Source organism: Bacillus cereus group sp. MG16 (assembly GCF_040459875.1).
GTDB classification, from domain to species: domain Bacteria; phylum Bacillota; class Bacilli; order Bacillales; family Bacillaceae_G; genus Bacillus_A; species Bacillus_A paranthracis.
The window spans coordinates 4705712-4722846 of sequence record NZ_JARVHE010000001.1 but is presented as its reverse complement, the minus strand read 5'-3'; the positions used below and the strand labels follow the sequence as shown (position 1 = coordinate 4722846).

The following is a 17135-nucleotide window of genomic DNA, read 5'->3' as shown; positions in this document are numbered from 1 at the left end:
GACATTTTTTATATTTGTTCAGTTGAAAAGGTTGGTTCTCGTTCTTTTTGAGGCATCGTTAAGAAAATAACAGAAAGAACGATACATACGCCGCCTAGTAATTGATACGCTCCAAATGATTCATTTAGCCAAGCGATTGAAACGATAGCTGCTACAAGTGGTTCAATGCTAGATAAAATGCTCGTTTCTGTTGCTGCTAAATATTTCAGACTACCGATATAAAGGAGGAAAGAAAGGGTGCCACTTATGATGATAAGAATAAGCATAGAAAAAGTTTTTAGTGTAAAAGTTTGTGAAAGCTGATCCCATTCAAACGATCGATTACAAATAAGCAGTGCAATTCCTCCAATTAACATCCCCCAGCCAATTACTATGGTTGTTCCGCATTCTTTAATAAGAGAAGCTGGATGGAGGGTATAAAATGCAAATCCAATTGCTGTTAATAGGCCAAAAATAATGGCTTCTTTCGATAAAACAATATTTTCAATTGAACCGTTTGTAATAATAAAGTACGTTCCCGTTAGTGCAGTTATAATTGCGAGTAGTTGCATAGAAGCAGGGAATTTTCGTTGTTCAAATGCGACATAAATGGTAATGAGAACAGGACCTAGAAATTGAAATAATGTCGCTGTGACCGCGTTACTAATATGAACTGTTTCGATAAAGGCGTATTGCGCACCGAGCATGCCGAGAATAGAGAAAATAATAAGTTGTATAGAATGTCTAGGGTGTTTCCAAATTTGAAATATGTTTTGTTTCTTTATCAGTAAAAAAGATAAAATAAATAATCCCGCAAGCAACAAGCGAATTGTTAAAAAATCAATTGATGATACGTTGGTATGTTGAAATAGCCACTGAATCATCGGGCCAGATAATCCCCATAAGGTAGCTCCTGTAATAATCATAATGAGTCCAATCCGTCTACTGTTGTTCATAATCATGCATCTCCTCTCGAGTATTTGATTTTTTATGTGTGACATGATAAAAGGAATTATATATAACTTCTGGTACTGTAGAAAGTATCAGATTTAAGTTTTATCAAGGGGTCAGATGTTATGTTAGAATTAACGCCTAATTTAAATGCGAAAAGCAAAATAGCATTGTATGTGCAATTGTATGAGTATATAAAAAAAGAGATTAAAGATGGAACGATTCCGGCTTTTACAAAATTACCTGCAAAAAGAAAACTGGCGAGTTATTTACAAGTAAGTAAGAATACAGTAGAAGCGGCTTACGAGCAATTACTTGCAGAAGGTTATATTGAGTCGGCATCGAGAAAAGGTTATTTTGTATGTAAAGTTGAACAAATGATTGATGTAGAAGGAAGCGAAGCGAAAGTAGAAGAAGTACCGTTTCGAGAGGAGAACTATACATTTGATTTCACACAAACAGGGGTTGATACGAATACTTTTCCGTTCACTACGTACCGTAAGCTTATTAATGATGTATGGCAGCCACATAATAATGAGTTGCTTTTTCTTGGACACCCTCAAGGGGAATTGAGCTTAAGGGAGGAAATTGCGAACTATTTGTATGAATCTAGAGGTGTACGTTGTTCAGCTAGTCAAATTGTATTAGGTGCGGGAACACAAATATTAGTGAAACTATTGTTTCAATTGCTAAAGGGAAGCAATTATGCAGTGGAAAACCCAGGGTATCATAGGAAAATGGTCGTTTTTGAACAGGGAGAAGAGAAGGTTCAAATGTTGTCTTTAGATAGGGACGGCATTTGTATGGCAGATTTAGAAAATAGTAATGCAAATGTTGTATTTGTTACACCTTCCCATCAGTTTCCGTATGGAATGATTATGCCTATTACGAGAAGGACGCAGCTTTTACAATGGGCGAAGAAAGCGAAAGACAGGTATATTATTGAAGATGATTATGATAGTGAATTTCGCTATTCTGGAAAGCCTATACCGGCGCTGCAAGGGTTAGATACAGAGGGGAAAGTTATTTATATGGGGACGCTATCTAAAGCATTATTGCCATCGCTACGGATGAGCTATATGGTGTTGCCGAAGAAATTAATTAAAAAGTATCAACAGCAATATTTATTTTATACACAAAGTGTTTCAAGAATGGACCAAGAAGTGATTAGAAAGTTTTTAAATGAAAGCTATTGGGAAAAACATATTCATAAAATGCGTGTCGTCTACCGGAAAAAGAGGGATCGGCTCGTCTTTGAAATAGAGAAATATTTCTCTAATTGTGTTGAGGTGATAGGGGAAGATTCGGGATTACACATTTTATTAAAAGTGCATAATGGAATGCGAGAAGAGGAACTCATTCAAGAAGCTGCGAAATATAGTATTAAAATATATCCTGTTTCTACGTACTATAAAGACGGTACTGCACCTGAAAATGTAGTTTTACTTGGGTTTGCGATTTTATCAGAAGAAGAAATTGCGAAAGCGATTCAATTATTGCATAAGGCATGGTATACAAGAAAATAAAAAAACATCCTCCAAGCATGAGGATGTTTTTTTATTATTTATTTTCATCTAAGAATAAGACCATATGCTCTTCGTCCCAATATTGTCCGTTATATTTTAATGAACGTTCTTGCACACCGAATGTTTTAAATCCTAATGATTCATAAAGTTTTTTTGCTCCATCGTTGCCAACAACAACATCAAGCATAACTTGTTCCACCTCTAAAGATTTAGCAAGCTCAAGACATTCTTTAATAAGTGCTTTTCCTGCTCCAAGTCCGCGTGCTTTTGGAGATACATATACAGAACCGATTTTGGCTTTATGTTCTTGTTTTACATATGGTTTCGTTTCCAGTGTTGCAACCCCGATTAATTTTCCATCTTTGAATGCGCCTAGCGTATAGTTTTCATCTTGTGCTAATTTTTGTGCTTTATATTCAATCGCACACTCTTTATTAATAATATCTTCATAAGAAGAGCTAAAAGCTTCAGGGTTTTGCTTTAATCCTTCTACACGAAGTTCTAAGTAAATTTCCGCTTCGTCTTTTGTTAATACATGGATATCCAATTATATCACCCTCCAAATCTTTGACAAATGTATCTTTATTTTATATTGAAATAAGAATAATTTCAAAAGCTTAGCTTATATAAGCTGATTTTATGAACAAAATAACACCAGTAGTTTTTACTACTACTGGTGTTTTCACACACATATTATTCAAAAGGTAGCTCGATTATAAAGTTTGTTCCTACGTCTAATTTGCTTGTTACTAGAATGGAACCGTTATGCAATTCTACAATTTCTTTCGCAACAGCTAGCCCGATACCTTTTCCTCCAGTAGCTCTCGTTCTGGATTTATCAACACGATAAAAACGATCAAAAATATGCGGAATATCTTCTTCAGGAATACCTTCTCCTTCATCTTGTACACTTATTGTAAAAGAATTTGTTTCTGCGAGTACGCGTATCGTAATAGTAGTGTTTTCTAGTGAGTGTTGATAAGCATTGTGTAATAAATTTAACATAACTTGTTCCATACGTCTTTCGTCTATGCAAACTTCTAAATCATCTTTGCAATATACATGAAGTTGCATTTGTTTATTTGTTAATGTTGTTTTTGTTTTTTCAACCATTCGTTCTAAAAATGGTCTAAGAAGTACTTTTTGTTTTTTTATAACAAACTGGTGTTGTTCTAATTGTACCAGCATAAATAAATCTTGGACGAGGTCGGTTACACTATCTGTTTCATCCTCGATGATTTGCAAGTATTCTTCACGCTCTTCTTTCGTTAAAGAGTCTCTCTTTGCCACTTTCGCATAACCTTTCATATAGGTTAATGGAGTTAATAATTCATGAGCAACACTAGCGAGAAACTCCCCTCTTTCTTTTTTCATATAAGTCAGTTCACTGGATAAATCTTCAATCGTTTTTGCTAAGCTTCCAAGTTCATCATTCCGTTTAATACCTAATTGAATTGGCTTATTTAATTTTGACATTTTTTCTGTTGCCCTCTTCATTTTGATGAGCGGTTCTGTAATAACACGAGAAAAAATAAAGACAGAAATAGTCGTTAAAATAATCGTCAAAACACTAATAATAAGAAATTGCTTCATGAGTTTAAGTAACATGTTTTCTAAGAAAGATGTTTTTAATAACATATATAACTTTCCTTGAAACTTTGTTGTGTTAAGTGGGCTTACTGTGGTGATGAATTTTGATTTTTTCCAGTTTCTTTCAACGATTAATCCGCTTTCTGGGACAGATTCTGTTTTACAAGTAAGTTGTTTTTGCATTTCTTTTGTTACGGGTTCTGAGGTGGAAATAATTTTGCCGTTATGGTCAGTAATAATAATAGCTATATCGGAGTTAGAAATTGATTCCGATTCAACTAAGTGTGCAGCCGCATTCGCAATATCGAACTCGGGGTACACGGGGCGTTTAGGATTTTTATTATGTTCAGTGTGTTGCATTTCTTTATAATATTCATCCCGTCTCTCGCGGTTTTTAATTTTTTTACTATAGCGATTACCTTTTTCTAAAAGAGCGAGTGTTTCCTCTTCAATGCGCATTTTAGAAATACTTTTGTAAAAAGATACGAAAGCAATCGTTTCAATGCATAAAGCTAATATTAAAAAGTATGTCCCGATTTTAAGTGAAAGTTTACTCATTTTCTCACCATACCTTATTCATAATAAAGGGTCAGTGGTATACTAGTTTCCACTGACCGAAGTGATTATTCACTTTTCCATTTATATCCGACCTTATAAACAGTTTCTAAGTAATTTTCAACTGGAAATCCTTTTTTCCGTAATTTATCGCGGATATTACGAATATGTGAATCGATTGTTCTATATTCAATATCTGTTTCATAGCCCCAAATTTTCTCGATTAAATCATCTCGGCTATAAGCACGGTTTGTATTTTGTAAAAATAGTCCAAGTAACGAAAACTCGATAGGTGTTAGTGAGATTTTCTCATCATAAACTGTGACAGTATGTTTCGTTTTATCCCACTCAATACCATTGAAGCTGACAAATCCATCTTTCTTAGTACGACGTAATATAGCCTCGATTCTTGCGACTAATACATGTTCATCAAATGGTTTTGTAATATAGTCATCTGCGCCCATAGTAAGACCTTTCACCATATCGTAATTTTGATTACGAGCTGTTAGCATTATAATTGGAACGTTGGAGATTTGACGAATTTGATAGCAAGTATCCCATCCATCCATATTCGGCATCATTACATCTAACAAAACAATATCAAAGTCTTTTTGTTCTATTAACTTTAGTGCTTCAAGGCCAGAGGTAGCTTTCATACAAAAATAGCCACGCGGACTTAAGAACAAATCTAATAATCGTAACATACGTTCTTCATCGTCTACTAATAAAATTTTTACCATAATCTTGTGCACCCCAAACTGTTCATTCTACTTGTATAGTTTACATGAAAATGATAAAAAACTCTTTTTATGTGATTGAGTGGAAGAGTTATTTCTCGCTCAGAGTAATTGACATAAAAAATGCACTAGTTTTGCACAACTATTTTTTATAATAGAAAACGTAGCGACACAAAATACCCTATGTTGCGACATAACGTCATGTCATTTTATTTATAAAATGACAATTCCATTCTATTGTGTATGTGAGATAGAGAGGGTTTTCGTATTCACCTCGCATCGGATAAGAAAAATTTCCTATCTCACACTTTTTTTTAAAGGAGATCATACACATGAATCCAAAAGAAGAAATTTCAAAAAAAGAAAAGCAAGATCGTAATACGGTTGTCATGTGCGTTGCCGTATCTATGGTTATTATTATAAGTTGTGTAAATAAAATTTTGGGGATTTTATAATATAAAAAAAGCTTATTGCTTCTTAAGAAAAGAAGCAATAAGCTTTTTTCGTTGTTAGGGGGAGTATTTTTATATAATAAACCAAGGTAAAATTGCTAATCCAGAAGTTACAATTGCTGTAGTAAATATTAAAAGCATAGCTCGTTTGTTTTGTTTCATGTCACATTCTCCTCTACATATCAAGTACATGCGATCAGCGTGGGATGTAGTTCCCCACTGAGTAAAGTTTCACTTTATATTTTTAGTATAATGAATGGAAAGGTTTGGTACGATCGATAAAGGTGACATGAAGATTACATTGTTGTAATGAAAAAAGCATCTTTCTTAATAAAAAGATGCTTTTGGAAAACTAGATTGAAGTATTAATCATTTAAGAATAGAACCATATGTTCTTCGTCCCAATATTGACCGTTATGTTTTAATGAACGCTCTTGTACGCCGTAAGTTTGGAAACCTAATGACTCATATAATTTTTTTGCTGCATCGTTACCAACTACAACATCGAGCATAAGTTGTTCTACATGTAATTTATCGGCATTTTCAATAATTGCTTTAATAAGAGCTCGTCCTGCTCCAAGGCCACGTGCTTTAGGGGAAACAAAAACGGAACCGATTTTTGCTTTATGTTCTTGTTTAATGAAAGGCTTTGTTTCTAAAGTAGCAATGCCGATTAAATCGTTATCTTTGAAGACCCCTAGAGTATACTTATCCGGATTGCTTAATCGTTTTGCCATAGCAGCTACAGGATCCTCATGTTTCAGAACATCTTCATAAGAAGAGCTAAAAGCTTCCGGGTTCTTCGTTAAACCTTCCATACAAACTTTTAAATATATTTCTGCGTCCTCTGTCGTTAATAAGCGAATTTCCATCGTTGTAACCTCCTTGGGTGATTTTAAATAAAATAAATCCATTATTTTTATAAGAATGTGTATGCGTTTTGTTAGCAGTCTCTTTTAATGTGTAAAAGAATGAAAAGATATATGCTACAATATTTTGCTTTAATATGTAATGAAATTATATATTAACTTTATTAACTATTCAAGTGTTTAATATATTACATTTTTATAACTAAAATAGCTCCTCAATCGAGGAGCTATTTTAGTTATTCGATTGATAACCATCAATTCGATGTGGATGTGTGTAAATATTGCAGGATTCATTTCTAATAAATCCTACGACTGTAATGCCTAAATCATGGGCGAGTTGCAATGCTAGTTTTGTTGGAGCGGACTTAGATAGAACAATTTCACATCCGATTTTTGAAACTTTGAGTAAAATTTCGGATGAAATACGCCCGCTAAATGCAATGATTTTTCCCTTGACAGATATATCGTTACGCAAACAATGGCCGTATATTTTATCTAATGCATTATGTCTTCCGATATCCATTCTTGATATAAGGATATTATTTCGATCACATAGCGCGGTATTGTGAACACCGCCGGTTTGGCGAAATGTAGTGGAAGATTGTTGTAAAGTATTCATTAAGTGAAAACATTCTTCAGGAGTAATTGTCACATGTATATTATGTAAATTTTTTGCTTTTGCGGCATCGTTAGCGAAAATAAAACCTTGTCTACCTTTTCCGCAGCAAGAAGTGATGTATCGTTTATTATATAAATTTTGATAGAGCGGATTTACTTTGGATGATGTTACATGGACAATTCCGTTATCTTTTTGAACCCATAGTTCTCCAACATCTTTATAGGAAGAAATAATCCCCTCAGAAATTAAAAAACCAATTACCATATCTTCGATGTAATTTGGTGTACATACGACTGTTACATATTCTTCTCCATTTAATTTAATAGTAATAGGAGATTCTGTAACAATCTCATCAGTTTGTTTTGAAAATGTACCAGAGTAATAGCGTACAATTGTATAACTCTCTTGCGTAGGCCCCATATGAAATTCCCCTTTTATATGTATTTTCTCCCACATTCATCATAAAACATTGAAAAAATAAAAACATCTATTAGAAGGAAGGTATCAGATTATTTTGGTTATTATTGTATATATACGATATAATAGAAATGTAGAATAGTGAAATTTTCAAGCTTTCGTATTGATACCTTATAAACATCTAGAATCGACTTCATAAGAAAAGTATTTGAGCAGGGCGTTTCAAAAATATGTACAGTAATCCATTTATGAAAACGGATTCATAAATTTGTTGTACAGTTGGTTGTAAGGAGAGGGGAAACTATGGCAGAACAGACAGTCCGTGTAACCGTAGATGGTAAAGAATTTTCAGCATCAGGTGAAAAGACGATACTACAATTATTTAACGAGAGTAATTTGGAACATCCTCAAATTTGTCATGTACCAGAAGTAGATCCAATTCAAACTTGTGATACGTGTATTGTAGAAGTAGATGGGAAGTTAATGCGTGCTTGTTCAACGAAATTAGAGAACGGTATGCATATTGAAAGACAGTCACAGCGTGCGAAAGAGGCGCAGACTGAGGCGATGGATCGAATATTAGAGAATCATTTATTGTATTGTACCGTATGTGATAACAATAACGGTAATTGTAAGGTTCATAATACAGTACATATGATGGGAATTGAAGAACAGAAATATCCGTATGAGCCGAAAGTAAGTGCTTGTGAAGTGGATATGTCACATCCGTTTTATCGGTATGATCCAAATCAATGTATTGCTTGTGGACAGTGTGTAGAAGTATGTCAAAACCTACAGGTTAATGAAACGATATCGATAGACTGGAGCTTAGATCGTCCTCGTGTTATATGGGATCATGGTGTAAGTATAAATGACTCATCTTGTGTAAGTTGTGGGCAGTGTGTAACAGTATGTCCATGTAATGCGTTAATGGAAAAATCAATGTTAGGTGAAGCTGGATTCATGACAGGATTAAAATCAGATGTGTTAGATCCGATGATTGATTTTGTAAAGGATGTAGAGCCTGGATATAGTAGTATTTTAGCAGTTTCAGAAGTAGAGGCTGCGATGCGTAAGACGAAAGTGAATAAAACAAAAACAGTTTGTACATTTTGTGGTGTCGGTTGTTCATTCGAAGTATGGACGAAAGATCGCCATATATTAAAAGTGCAACCTGTTTCTGATGCACCGGTTAATGGCATTTCCACATGTGTAAAAGGTAAATTTGGATGGGACTTTGTAAATAGTGAAGATCGAATTACGAAGCCATTAATTCGCCAAGGAGATATGTTTGTTGAAGCTTCATGGGAAGAAGCATTAGAAGTTGTGGCTTCTAACATGCAACATATTAAATCAGAATACGGAAGCGATGCATTTGGATTTATTTCTTCTTCGAAAGTAACGAATGAAGAAAATTATCTTATGCAAAAACTAGCTCGTCAAATATATGGAACAAATAATGTAGATAACTGCTCGCGTTATTGCCAATCTCCAGCAACTGATGGTTTATTTAAAACTGTCGGTATGGGCGGCGATGCTGGAACAGTGAAAGATATAGCTGAAGCAGGCCTTGTCATTATCGTTGGTGCGAATCCAACAGAAGGACATCCTGTACTCGCGACGCGTGTAAAACGTGCTCACAAATTACACGAGCAAAAACTGATTGTAGCAGATCTTCGTAAACATGAAATGGCAGAGCGTGCGGATTTATTTATTCATCCGCGCCAAGGTACAGATTACGTATGGCTTGCTGGTATTACGAAATATATTATTGATCAAGATTGGCATGATAAAAAGTTCATAGCTGAAAATGTGAAGAACTTTGATGAATATAGCACAATGTTAGAAAAGTATACGCTTGATTATACAGAAGAAATTACGGGAATTTCGAAAGAAAACCTGAAAGAAATGGCTCGTATGGTATATGAAGCAGATGGAACTTGTATACTTTGGGGAATGGGTGTAACGCAAAATACAGGAGGAAGTACAACATCTGCTGCCATTTCAAATTTACTGCTTGTTACGGGGAACTATCGTCGTCCTGGTGCAGGCGCATATCCATTACGAGGTCATAATAACGTACAAGGTGCTTGTGATATGGCGACATTACCAAACTGGCTTCCAGGTTATCAAGCAGTATCGGATGATACGCTTCGTGCTAAGTTTGAAAAAGCATACGGCACAACGATTCCGAAAGCACCAGGATTAAATAATATCGCAATGTTACTTGCGGCAGAAGAAGGAAAACTACGTGGTATGTATGTCATGGGGGAAGAAATGGCTTTAGTCGATTCCAATGCGAACCATGTGCAACATATTTTAGCGAATTTAGACTTCCTCGTTGTTCAAGATATGTTCTTATCAAAAACAGCTCGTTTTGCTGATGTTATTTTACCAGCGGCACCAAGCTTAGAAAAAGAAGGAACGTTTACGAATACAGAGCGACGTATTCAAAGATTATATGAAGTATTAAAACCACTAGGTGATTCAAAACCGGATTGGTGGATTTTACAAAAAGTTGCTCGTGCACTCGGCGGGGATTGGAATTACGAAAGTCCAAGTGAAATTATGGACGAAATCGCATCGCTTGCACCGTTATACTCTCAAGCAACGTACGATCGTCTAGAAGGATGGAATAGTTTATGTTGGGGTAGTCATGATGGTAGTGATACACCGCTATTATACGTAGACGGATTTAACTTCCCAGATAAACTAGCTCGTTTATCATTAGATGAATGGGTACCACCAGTTGTAGCGCCAGATGAGTATGATTTACTTTTAAATAATGGACGTATGCTAGAACATTTCCATGAAGGGAATATGACGAATAAGTCGGCTGGTATTTTATCTAAAGTATCTGAAGTGTTCGTTGAAATTTCACCTGAACTTGCTATAGAGCGCAATGTGAAAGATGGTGGTCTTGTAGAATTAGCATCACCATTTGGCAAAATTAAAGTACAAGCGCTTATTACTGAGCGTGTAACGGGGAAAGAGCTATACTTACCGATGCATGCAACGATAAATGAAGAAGCGATCAATATTTTAACTGGGACGGCAACAGACCTTTATACGTGTACACCGGCGTACAAACAAACGATGGTGAAAATGCGTGTATTACGTGAAAAAGGAAATCGTCCGTTACCATCTTCAAACCCGCGAGATAAAAAGCGTAATCCGCAAAATGGTGTTGAAATCGAGCAAAAATGGCAAAGAAAACAATACGTATCACTCGTGGACTAGGGGGCGGAGATAGTGGCGAAAGAAATTACTTTAATTAAAAAGAAAGTTGTAACAGAGGAAGAACAGAAACAGCAAGTAGCAAATGAACTTCTAAATGAGCTATCTAATAATCGTGAAGCAGTAGAAGAAACGATGCAGCTGTTAGCGCAGTTACAGAAGGCTGGAATATTAGATGCGGCGATTAGTTTACTTGCTGCGAAGGAAGATGTTTCAAAAATCGCTGTGGAGCAATTAAATCGTGAACCAGTTAAAAATGCACTTAACAACATGATGGGGGCGGGGGAAGCACTGTCCTCAGTTGACCCAGAAGTAACAAAGCAAATCACATCGAGTTTAGTCACTGGATTGCAATTTGCAACAGATGAATTAAAGAGTGGTAAAAAAACAAAAGTGATGGACTTCTTTAAAGTGTTAAAAGATCCAGATATCAATAGAGCCATCACATTCGGATTTAGCTTCTTGAAAGCATTTGGACAAGGGTTAGAGAAAAAATAGAGTAAGTGAAAAAGTGATGGGAAGTAGCCATCACTTTTTTCATTGTATGTATAAGAGTGTTCATGTTAAGCGGAATATATTATTATTAAAGGGATGGGTTAGAAATGGAAATGTGGAATCCATCTCAAATATCGTTTTAGAATGTGGAGGAATATATGCAACACCGTAAAAGACTATCTATACCAGGAGTAATGAGACATTCCTTTCAAACTGTTAGATTTGCCTTTTGGAATGTGTTAACATTCCAACTTGCTTATAAATTGTTAGCAGCGATTGTGTTTATCCCACTTTTTGGTATTATTTTCAATAAGTTGTTGTACTTTGGTGGGTATGCAAACGCAACAAATGACGAGTTATTAGCATTTTTGAAAACACCATACGGAATTTTGGCGATCGTAATTTTATCTATATTGGCATTGTTCCTGATCTTTACAGAGTTTGCAGTACTTATTATCATTTCGTACTTCGCTCATAAAAGGCAAAAGGTGAGATTACGTCCAATTTTATATAAAACAGTAACGTATTTACCTTCTCTGTTTACATATTGCTTACCTGGCTTTGTTTTGTATGCAGTTGTACTATTACCACTATTAAGTATGGGATATAAATCTGCATTGATTCCTGAAATTCAAATTCCTAATTTTATTACAGGCGAACTATTTAAGACAACAATGGGGCAAGTTGGATATTATACTTTCTTTGCTGTAGTTGCCTATTTGAACCTTCGTTGGATTTTTGTTTTACCTATTATCGTTTTAGAGGAGAAGCCGTTCCGTACGGCAGCACGCAAAAGCGCAAACTTAGTAAAAGAAAGCTTCTTTAAAGTTTTGTTCTTTTTAGTAGGTTTTTTCATATCTGTAGGAATTGTTTTTCTTTTATGTGTAGGAGTTTATTTACTTTGTCTGTGGGGAGTATATGAATTTACAAACCCAGAAGGGACATTTGCACTACTAGCAGAGTCAACTATTTCAGTTTTCCTAACAAGTACATTGTATCTATTTAGCTTTATTATGACGCCGTTCTATATTATGGCGTTAACAAGATTGTATTTACAAAAGGTTCCAGTCGAAGATGTTTTATTAGAAGAAGGATTAGATTATTCAAAGACGAAGGCAGATAAATGTTTCTTCCAAAAACATCGTTGGAAATTTATTGGTGTATATATTGTAGGAATTATTACGGCGGGAATGGTTGTTGCTTTCATTGTGACCTTTATTACAAACACATATAAAGAACCGATTATTATGGCTCATCGCGGTTATATTTCAAAAGGTGTAGAAAATACGAAAGAAGCTGTGCAGGGAGCTATTGATGCGAAAGCAGACTACGCTGAAATTGATGTACTACAAACGAAAGACGGTGAACTAGCAGTTATACATGATTTGAAGTTGAAACGTCTTGCCAATGCTAATGTTCATGTTTCGGATTTAACGATGGAAGAGTTAAGGCAGCTTACCCTTAGTCAAGATGGTTTTTCAGGACAAATCAGTACGCTGGATGAAATCATTAAGTTGGCAAAGGGTAAAATCAAACTCAATATTGAAGTGAAGCTTCATGGGGGCGAAAAAGACTTTGTAAACAAAGTATTAAAAACGATTAAAGATAATGAATTTGAGAAGCAATGTGTTATTCAAACGTTACATTACCCGCTTATAAAAGAGTTTAAGCGTGCAAATCCAAATATAAAAGTAGGATATATATTATATGCAAGTAGAGCTCACTTAAAGAATGTAAAGGCTGATTTTTATGTAGCGGAAGAATACATGTTAAATAAGAAATTAGTAAAAGAAGCAAGGAAGTTAAATAAACCAATTTACGTATGGACGGTAAATGATATGGAAAGTTTAAAGGGATATTATAAATTGAACGTAGATGGTATCATTACCGATTATCCTGAATCGGCACGTGAAACAATTAAGATGTTAAAAGTGCAAGAAGAGGAAGAAAGTGATCTGTTTGATAAAATTACGGAAACAACAGATGATTTATTTTCCAAGTTATTTATAAGTTATCCAGCTGCTAGTTAAATGCTAGCAGCTGTTTTTTTGGGGAAAGAATATATCTCTAAAGTATTGTTTAAACTTGTAACTGTATATGTATACGGCATCATTGGTATTTCTTACATTGTTACATTATTGTCGAATAACAAATGATTGCTGCTTATTTTAAAGGAGTATAATAAAAATAGAGTGATAGATAATGAGATGGAACAAAGAGGCTAATAGAATCAATGTTTCATATATTTACACTATTCTAAATATATAAACTTTAAAAATATAGTATGTTAGCGTTTTCATAACTTTTAAGTTATGCTAGAATAAGGACATAAGTTATTAATTATTACAAAAAGAAAAAAGACTTTCTTTTTTCTGTTAATTATAAGGGGGCATTTCATTATGCGTATTGGGGTACCAGCAGAAATTAAAAACAACGAAAACCGTGTGGCAATGACACCAGCAGGTGTTGTACATTTAATTCGTAACAATCACGAAGTATTCATTCAAAAGGGTGCAGGTTTAGGATCTGGTTTCACAGATGCTCAGTATGTTGAAGCAGGAGCGAAAATTGTTGATACAGCTGAAGAAGCTTGGAACATGGAAATGGTTATGAAAGTTAAGGAACCAATTGAAAGCGAATACAAACACTTCAGCGAAGGTTTAATTTTATTCACATACTTACACTTAGCTCCAGAACCAGAATTAACAAAAGCATTAATCGAAAAGAAAGTTGTTTCTATTGCATATGAAACAGTACAATTAGAAAACCGTTCTCTACCATTACTTGCACCTATGAGTGAAGTAGCTGGTCGTATGGCTGCACAAATTGGTGCACAATTCCTTGAGAAGAACAAAGGCGGTAAAGGAATTTTACTTGCAGGTGTTCCAGGGGTTAAACGTGGTAAAGTAACAATCATCGGTGGTGGACAAGCTGGTACAAATGCTGCTAAAATTGCAGTTGGACTAGGTGCGGATGTAACAATCATCGACTTAAGTGCAGAACGTCTTCGTCAATTAGATGACATTTTCGGAAACCAAGTAAAAACTTTAATGTCTAATCCGTACAATATTGCAGAAGCTGTAAAAGAATCTGATCTTGTAATTGGTGCAGTATTAATCCCAGGTGCAAAAGCGCCAAAACTTGTAACAGAAGAAATGATTAAATCAATGGAACCAGGTTCTGTTGTTGTAGATATCGCGATTGACCAAGGTGGTATTTTCGAAACAACTGACCGTATTACAACTCATGATAACCCAACTTACGAAAAACACGGCGTTGTTCATTATGCAGTTGCAAACATGCCAGGTGCGGTTCCACGTACATCAACTCTTGCATTAACAAACGTAACAGTACCATACGCAGTACAAATTGCTAACAAAGGCTACAAAGAAGCTTGCCTAGGCAACTCTGCATTACTAAAAGGTATTAACACATTAGATGGCTATGTAACATTCGAAGCAGTTGCAGAAGCTCACGGTGTAGAGTACAAAGGTGCTAAAGAATTATTAGAAGCAGAAACAGTATCTTGCTAATACAAGCATTATACAAAACAAAATCGAACAATATATAAACCAACATGATAAGAGCTAAGAGTGAATATCTCTTAGCTCTTCTTGGCAAAAGGGGGCATACATCGTGGCCAACCTATTTAAAAAGAAATCCGTTACGCAATTGTTAGGGGAAAGTAAAAGTAAAACTTTAACGAAAACGCTAGGGGCATTTGACCTAACAATGCTAGGGATTGGTGCGATAATTGGTACAGGAGTACTAGTATTAACAGGATTAGTAGCAGCAAGAGATGCTGGTCCAGCAGTTATCTTTTCATTCATGATTGCAGCGATTGTTTGTGGATTTGCAGCGTTGTGTTATGCAGAAGTTGCATCTACACTTCCGGTTTCAGGTAGTGTGTACACATATTCATATGCGACAATTGGTGAGTTTATTGCCCATCTAATGGGATGGACATTACTATCTGTATATGTCGTAACAACTGCCGCAGTAGCAGGTGGATGGACAGGTTATTTTAATAACTTAGTGAGTGGATTCGGATTAGAAATTCCAACAGAGTTGTTAAAGATTCCATCACAGGGTGGGATCGTGAATTTACCAGCAGTAGTCATTACATTAGTTTTAACTTGGTTACTATCAAGAGGTACGAAAGAAAGTAAGCGTGTGAATAACATAATGGTATTAATTAAAATTGGTATTGTTATTTTATTCATTGCAGTTGGTGCGTTCTACGTACAACCAGAAAACTGGACACCATTTGCACCATACGGTATTAGCGGAATCTTTGCCGGCGGAGCAGCAGTATTCTTTGCTTTCTTAGGATTTGATGCATTAGCAACTTCTGCTGAAGAAGTAAAAAATCCACAACGTGATTTACCGATTGGTATTATTGCTTCGTTAGTTATTTGTACAATTATTTATGTTGTAGTATGTCTCGTTATGACAGGTATGGTTTCTTATAAAGAATTAGATGTACCAGAAGCTATGGCATATGTGTTAGAAGTTGTAGGACAAGATAAAGTAGCGGGTGTAATCGCAGTTGGAGCTGTAATTGGTATTATGGCTGTAATCTTTGCTTACATTTATGCAACAACACGTGTATTCTTCGCGATGAGCCGTGATGGTTTATTACCAAAATCATTTGCGAAAATTAATAAAAAGACAGAAGCACCAGTATTCTCAACTTGGTTAACAGGTATTGGTAGTGCTTTAATTGCTGGATTTATCGATTTAAAAGAATTGTCGAATTTAGCGAATATTGGAGCATTGTTAACATTTGCGATGGTAGGTGTGTCAGTTATTATTCTTCGTAAAACACATCCGAACTTAAAACGTGGCTTTATGGTACCACTTGTACCAACGCTACCGCTTATTTCAATCGCATGTTGTCTATTCTTAATGTTTAACCTACCATTAACAACATGGATCTACTTCGGTATTTGGTTAGCAATTGGAGTAGTTGTATACTTTGTTTATTCGAAAAAGCATAGTCATTTAAAAGACGATGGAAGTTCGCAGGATAATTTAGAACAAGCTAATTAAAAGCTTAGTTAAAAGGGATATAAGTATAGTAAGCCTTGTGCGTCTAGGGAACGCGCAAGGCTTTTTCTTTTGTGTAAAGTGTATATTCTTTTTTGTATGAGAATGTAATGGATGCGGAAAATATGTGTAGATCTTTTTAAAATGTGAACGAAATGTTCAAAAAAATGTATGAGATTTCATTGACACATATGAATGGACGCTCATATTATAAAGGTATAAGATATATGAATGATTGTTCATATGTTCAAATAAAGAGGTGAGCTATAATGGCTGGAAATAAAGTAGAAACACCACAAGAGACATGTTCTCAAACGATAATTCATGAAGAAGTTGTTGATCAAGTAAAACAAACAATTCCAACGGATGAAAGTTTAAGTAAAGTAGCAGAATTATTTAAAGTATTAGGCGATCGTACACGTACAAGAATATTACATGCGTTATTTGAGGCTGAAATGTGTGTTTGTGATTTAGCGTATTTATTAGGAATGACACAATCATCTATTTCACATCAGCTTCGTGTGTTAAAGCAAGCGAAACTTGTAAAGAATCGTAAAGAAGGAAAGGTCGTTTATTATTCGTTAGCTGACCAACACGTAATTCATATCTTCGAGCAAGCGTTTGAACACGTAAACGAGGAAGAATAAATAGAACGCGAG

The 17135-nt window shown here is 35.2% G+C and carries 14 protein-coding genes; 8 read left to right on the top strand and 6 right to left on the bottom strand.

What is annotated here, in order from left to right; genetic code table 11:
• Positions 1-8: 8 nt before the first annotated feature.
• Positions 9-935, bottom strand: a complete 927-nt coding sequence (locus QCI73_RS24600) for a DMT family transporter (RefSeq protein WP_353823937.1) — start codon at positions 933-935, stop codon at positions 9-11.
• 120 nt (positions 936-1055) lie between these two features.
• Here QCI73_RS24600 and pdxR point away from each other — a divergent pair, with 120 nt between their 5' ends.
• The gene (pdxR, locus tag QCI73_RS24595) at positions 1056-2456 is read left to right on the top strand and encodes a MocR-like pyridoxine biosynthesis transcription factor PdxR (RefSeq protein ID WP_353823936.1); all 1401 of its coding nucleotides are present in this window, start codon (positions 1056-1058) and stop codon (positions 2454-2456) included.
• Between the two features lie 34 nt (positions 2457-2490).
• Here the strand turns inward: pdxR and QCI73_RS24590 are convergent, their stop codons facing one another.
• The 3 genes from QCI73_RS24590 to QCI73_RS24580 form a co-directional block, all read right to left on the bottom strand.
• A complete protein-coding gene (locus QCI73_RS24590; protein WP_000351212.1) occupies positions 2491-3003 on the bottom strand; it encodes a GNAT family N-acetyltransferase in 513 nt (170 codons plus the stop codon).
• Between the two features lie 146 nt (positions 3004-3149).
• A complete protein-coding gene (locus QCI73_RS24585; RefSeq protein ID WP_070805181.1) occupies positions 3150-4604 on the bottom strand; it encodes a sensor histidine kinase in 1455 nt (484 codons plus the stop codon).
• A 65-nt stretch (positions 4605-4669) separates the two neighbouring features.
• Positions 4670-5341, bottom strand: a complete 672-nt coding sequence (locus tag QCI73_RS24580; RefSeq protein ID WP_327923667.1) for a response regulator transcription factor — start codon at positions 5339-5341, stop codon at positions 4670-4672.
• A 329-nt stretch (positions 5342-5670) separates the two neighbouring features.
• Here QCI73_RS24580 and QCI73_RS24575 point away from each other — a divergent pair, with 329 nt between their 5' ends.
• Positions 5671-5793, top strand: coding sequence for a hypothetical protein (locus QCI73_RS24575; RefSeq protein WP_001068392.1), 123 nt, complete (start codon positions 5671-5673; stop codon positions 5791-5793).
• 362 nt (positions 5794-6155) lie between these two features.
• Here the strand turns inward: QCI73_RS24575 and QCI73_RS24570 are convergent, their stop codons facing one another.
• Together QCI73_RS24570 and fdhD are read right to left on the bottom strand one after the other, a co-directional pair.
• A complete protein-coding gene (locus QCI73_RS24570) occupies positions 6156-6662 on the bottom strand; it encodes a GNAT family N-acetyltransferase (protein WP_000405875.1) in 507 nt (168 codons plus the stop codon).
• Positions 6663-6891: 229 nt separating this feature from the next.
• Positions 6892-7698 (bottom strand): formate dehydrogenase accessory sulfurtransferase FdhD, encoded by an 807-nt coding sequence (fdhD, locus tag QCI73_RS24565; RefSeq protein ID WP_070805182.1) that lies wholly within the window; start codon positions 7696-7698, stop codon positions 6892-6894.
• Positions 7699-7998: 300 nt separating this feature from the next.
• Here fdhD and fdhF point away from each other — a divergent pair, with 300 nt between their 5' ends.
• From fdhF to QCI73_RS24535, 6 genes are all read left to right on the top strand, one after another.
• Complete coding sequence (gene fdhF / locus QCI73_RS24560) at positions 7999-10935, top strand: formate dehydrogenase subunit alpha (protein WP_327923666.1); 2937 nt, start codon at positions 7999-8001, stop codon at positions 10933-10935.
• Between the two features lie 12 nt (positions 10936-10947).
• Entirely contained in the window at positions 10948-11430 is a 483-nt protein-coding gene (locus QCI73_RS24555; RefSeq protein ID WP_044791413.1) for a helical membrane plugin domain-containing protein, read from the top strand.
• 155 nt (positions 11431-11585) lie between these two features.
• A complete protein-coding gene (locus QCI73_RS24550) occupies positions 11586-13457 on the top strand; it encodes a glycerophosphoryl diester phosphodiesterase membrane domain-containing protein (protein WP_353823935.1) in 1872 nt (623 codons plus the stop codon).
• Between the two features lie 369 nt (positions 13458-13826).
• Positions 13827-14960 (top strand): alanine dehydrogenase, encoded by a 1134-nt coding sequence (gene ald, locus QCI73_RS24545; protein ID WP_001219742.1) that lies wholly within the window; start codon positions 13827-13829, stop codon positions 14958-14960.
• A 103-nt stretch (positions 14961-15063) separates the two neighbouring features.
• Entirely contained in the window at positions 15064-16479 is a 1416-nt protein-coding gene (locus QCI73_RS24540; RefSeq protein ID WP_001284877.1) for an amino acid permease, read from the top strand.
• Positions 16480-16745: 266 nt separating this feature from the next.
• Positions 16746-17123 (top strand): ArsR/SmtB family transcription factor, encoded by a 378-nt coding sequence (locus QCI73_RS24535; protein WP_000918377.1) that lies wholly within the window; start codon positions 16746-16748, stop codon positions 17121-17123.
• Positions 17124-17135 lie beyond the last annotated feature (12 nt).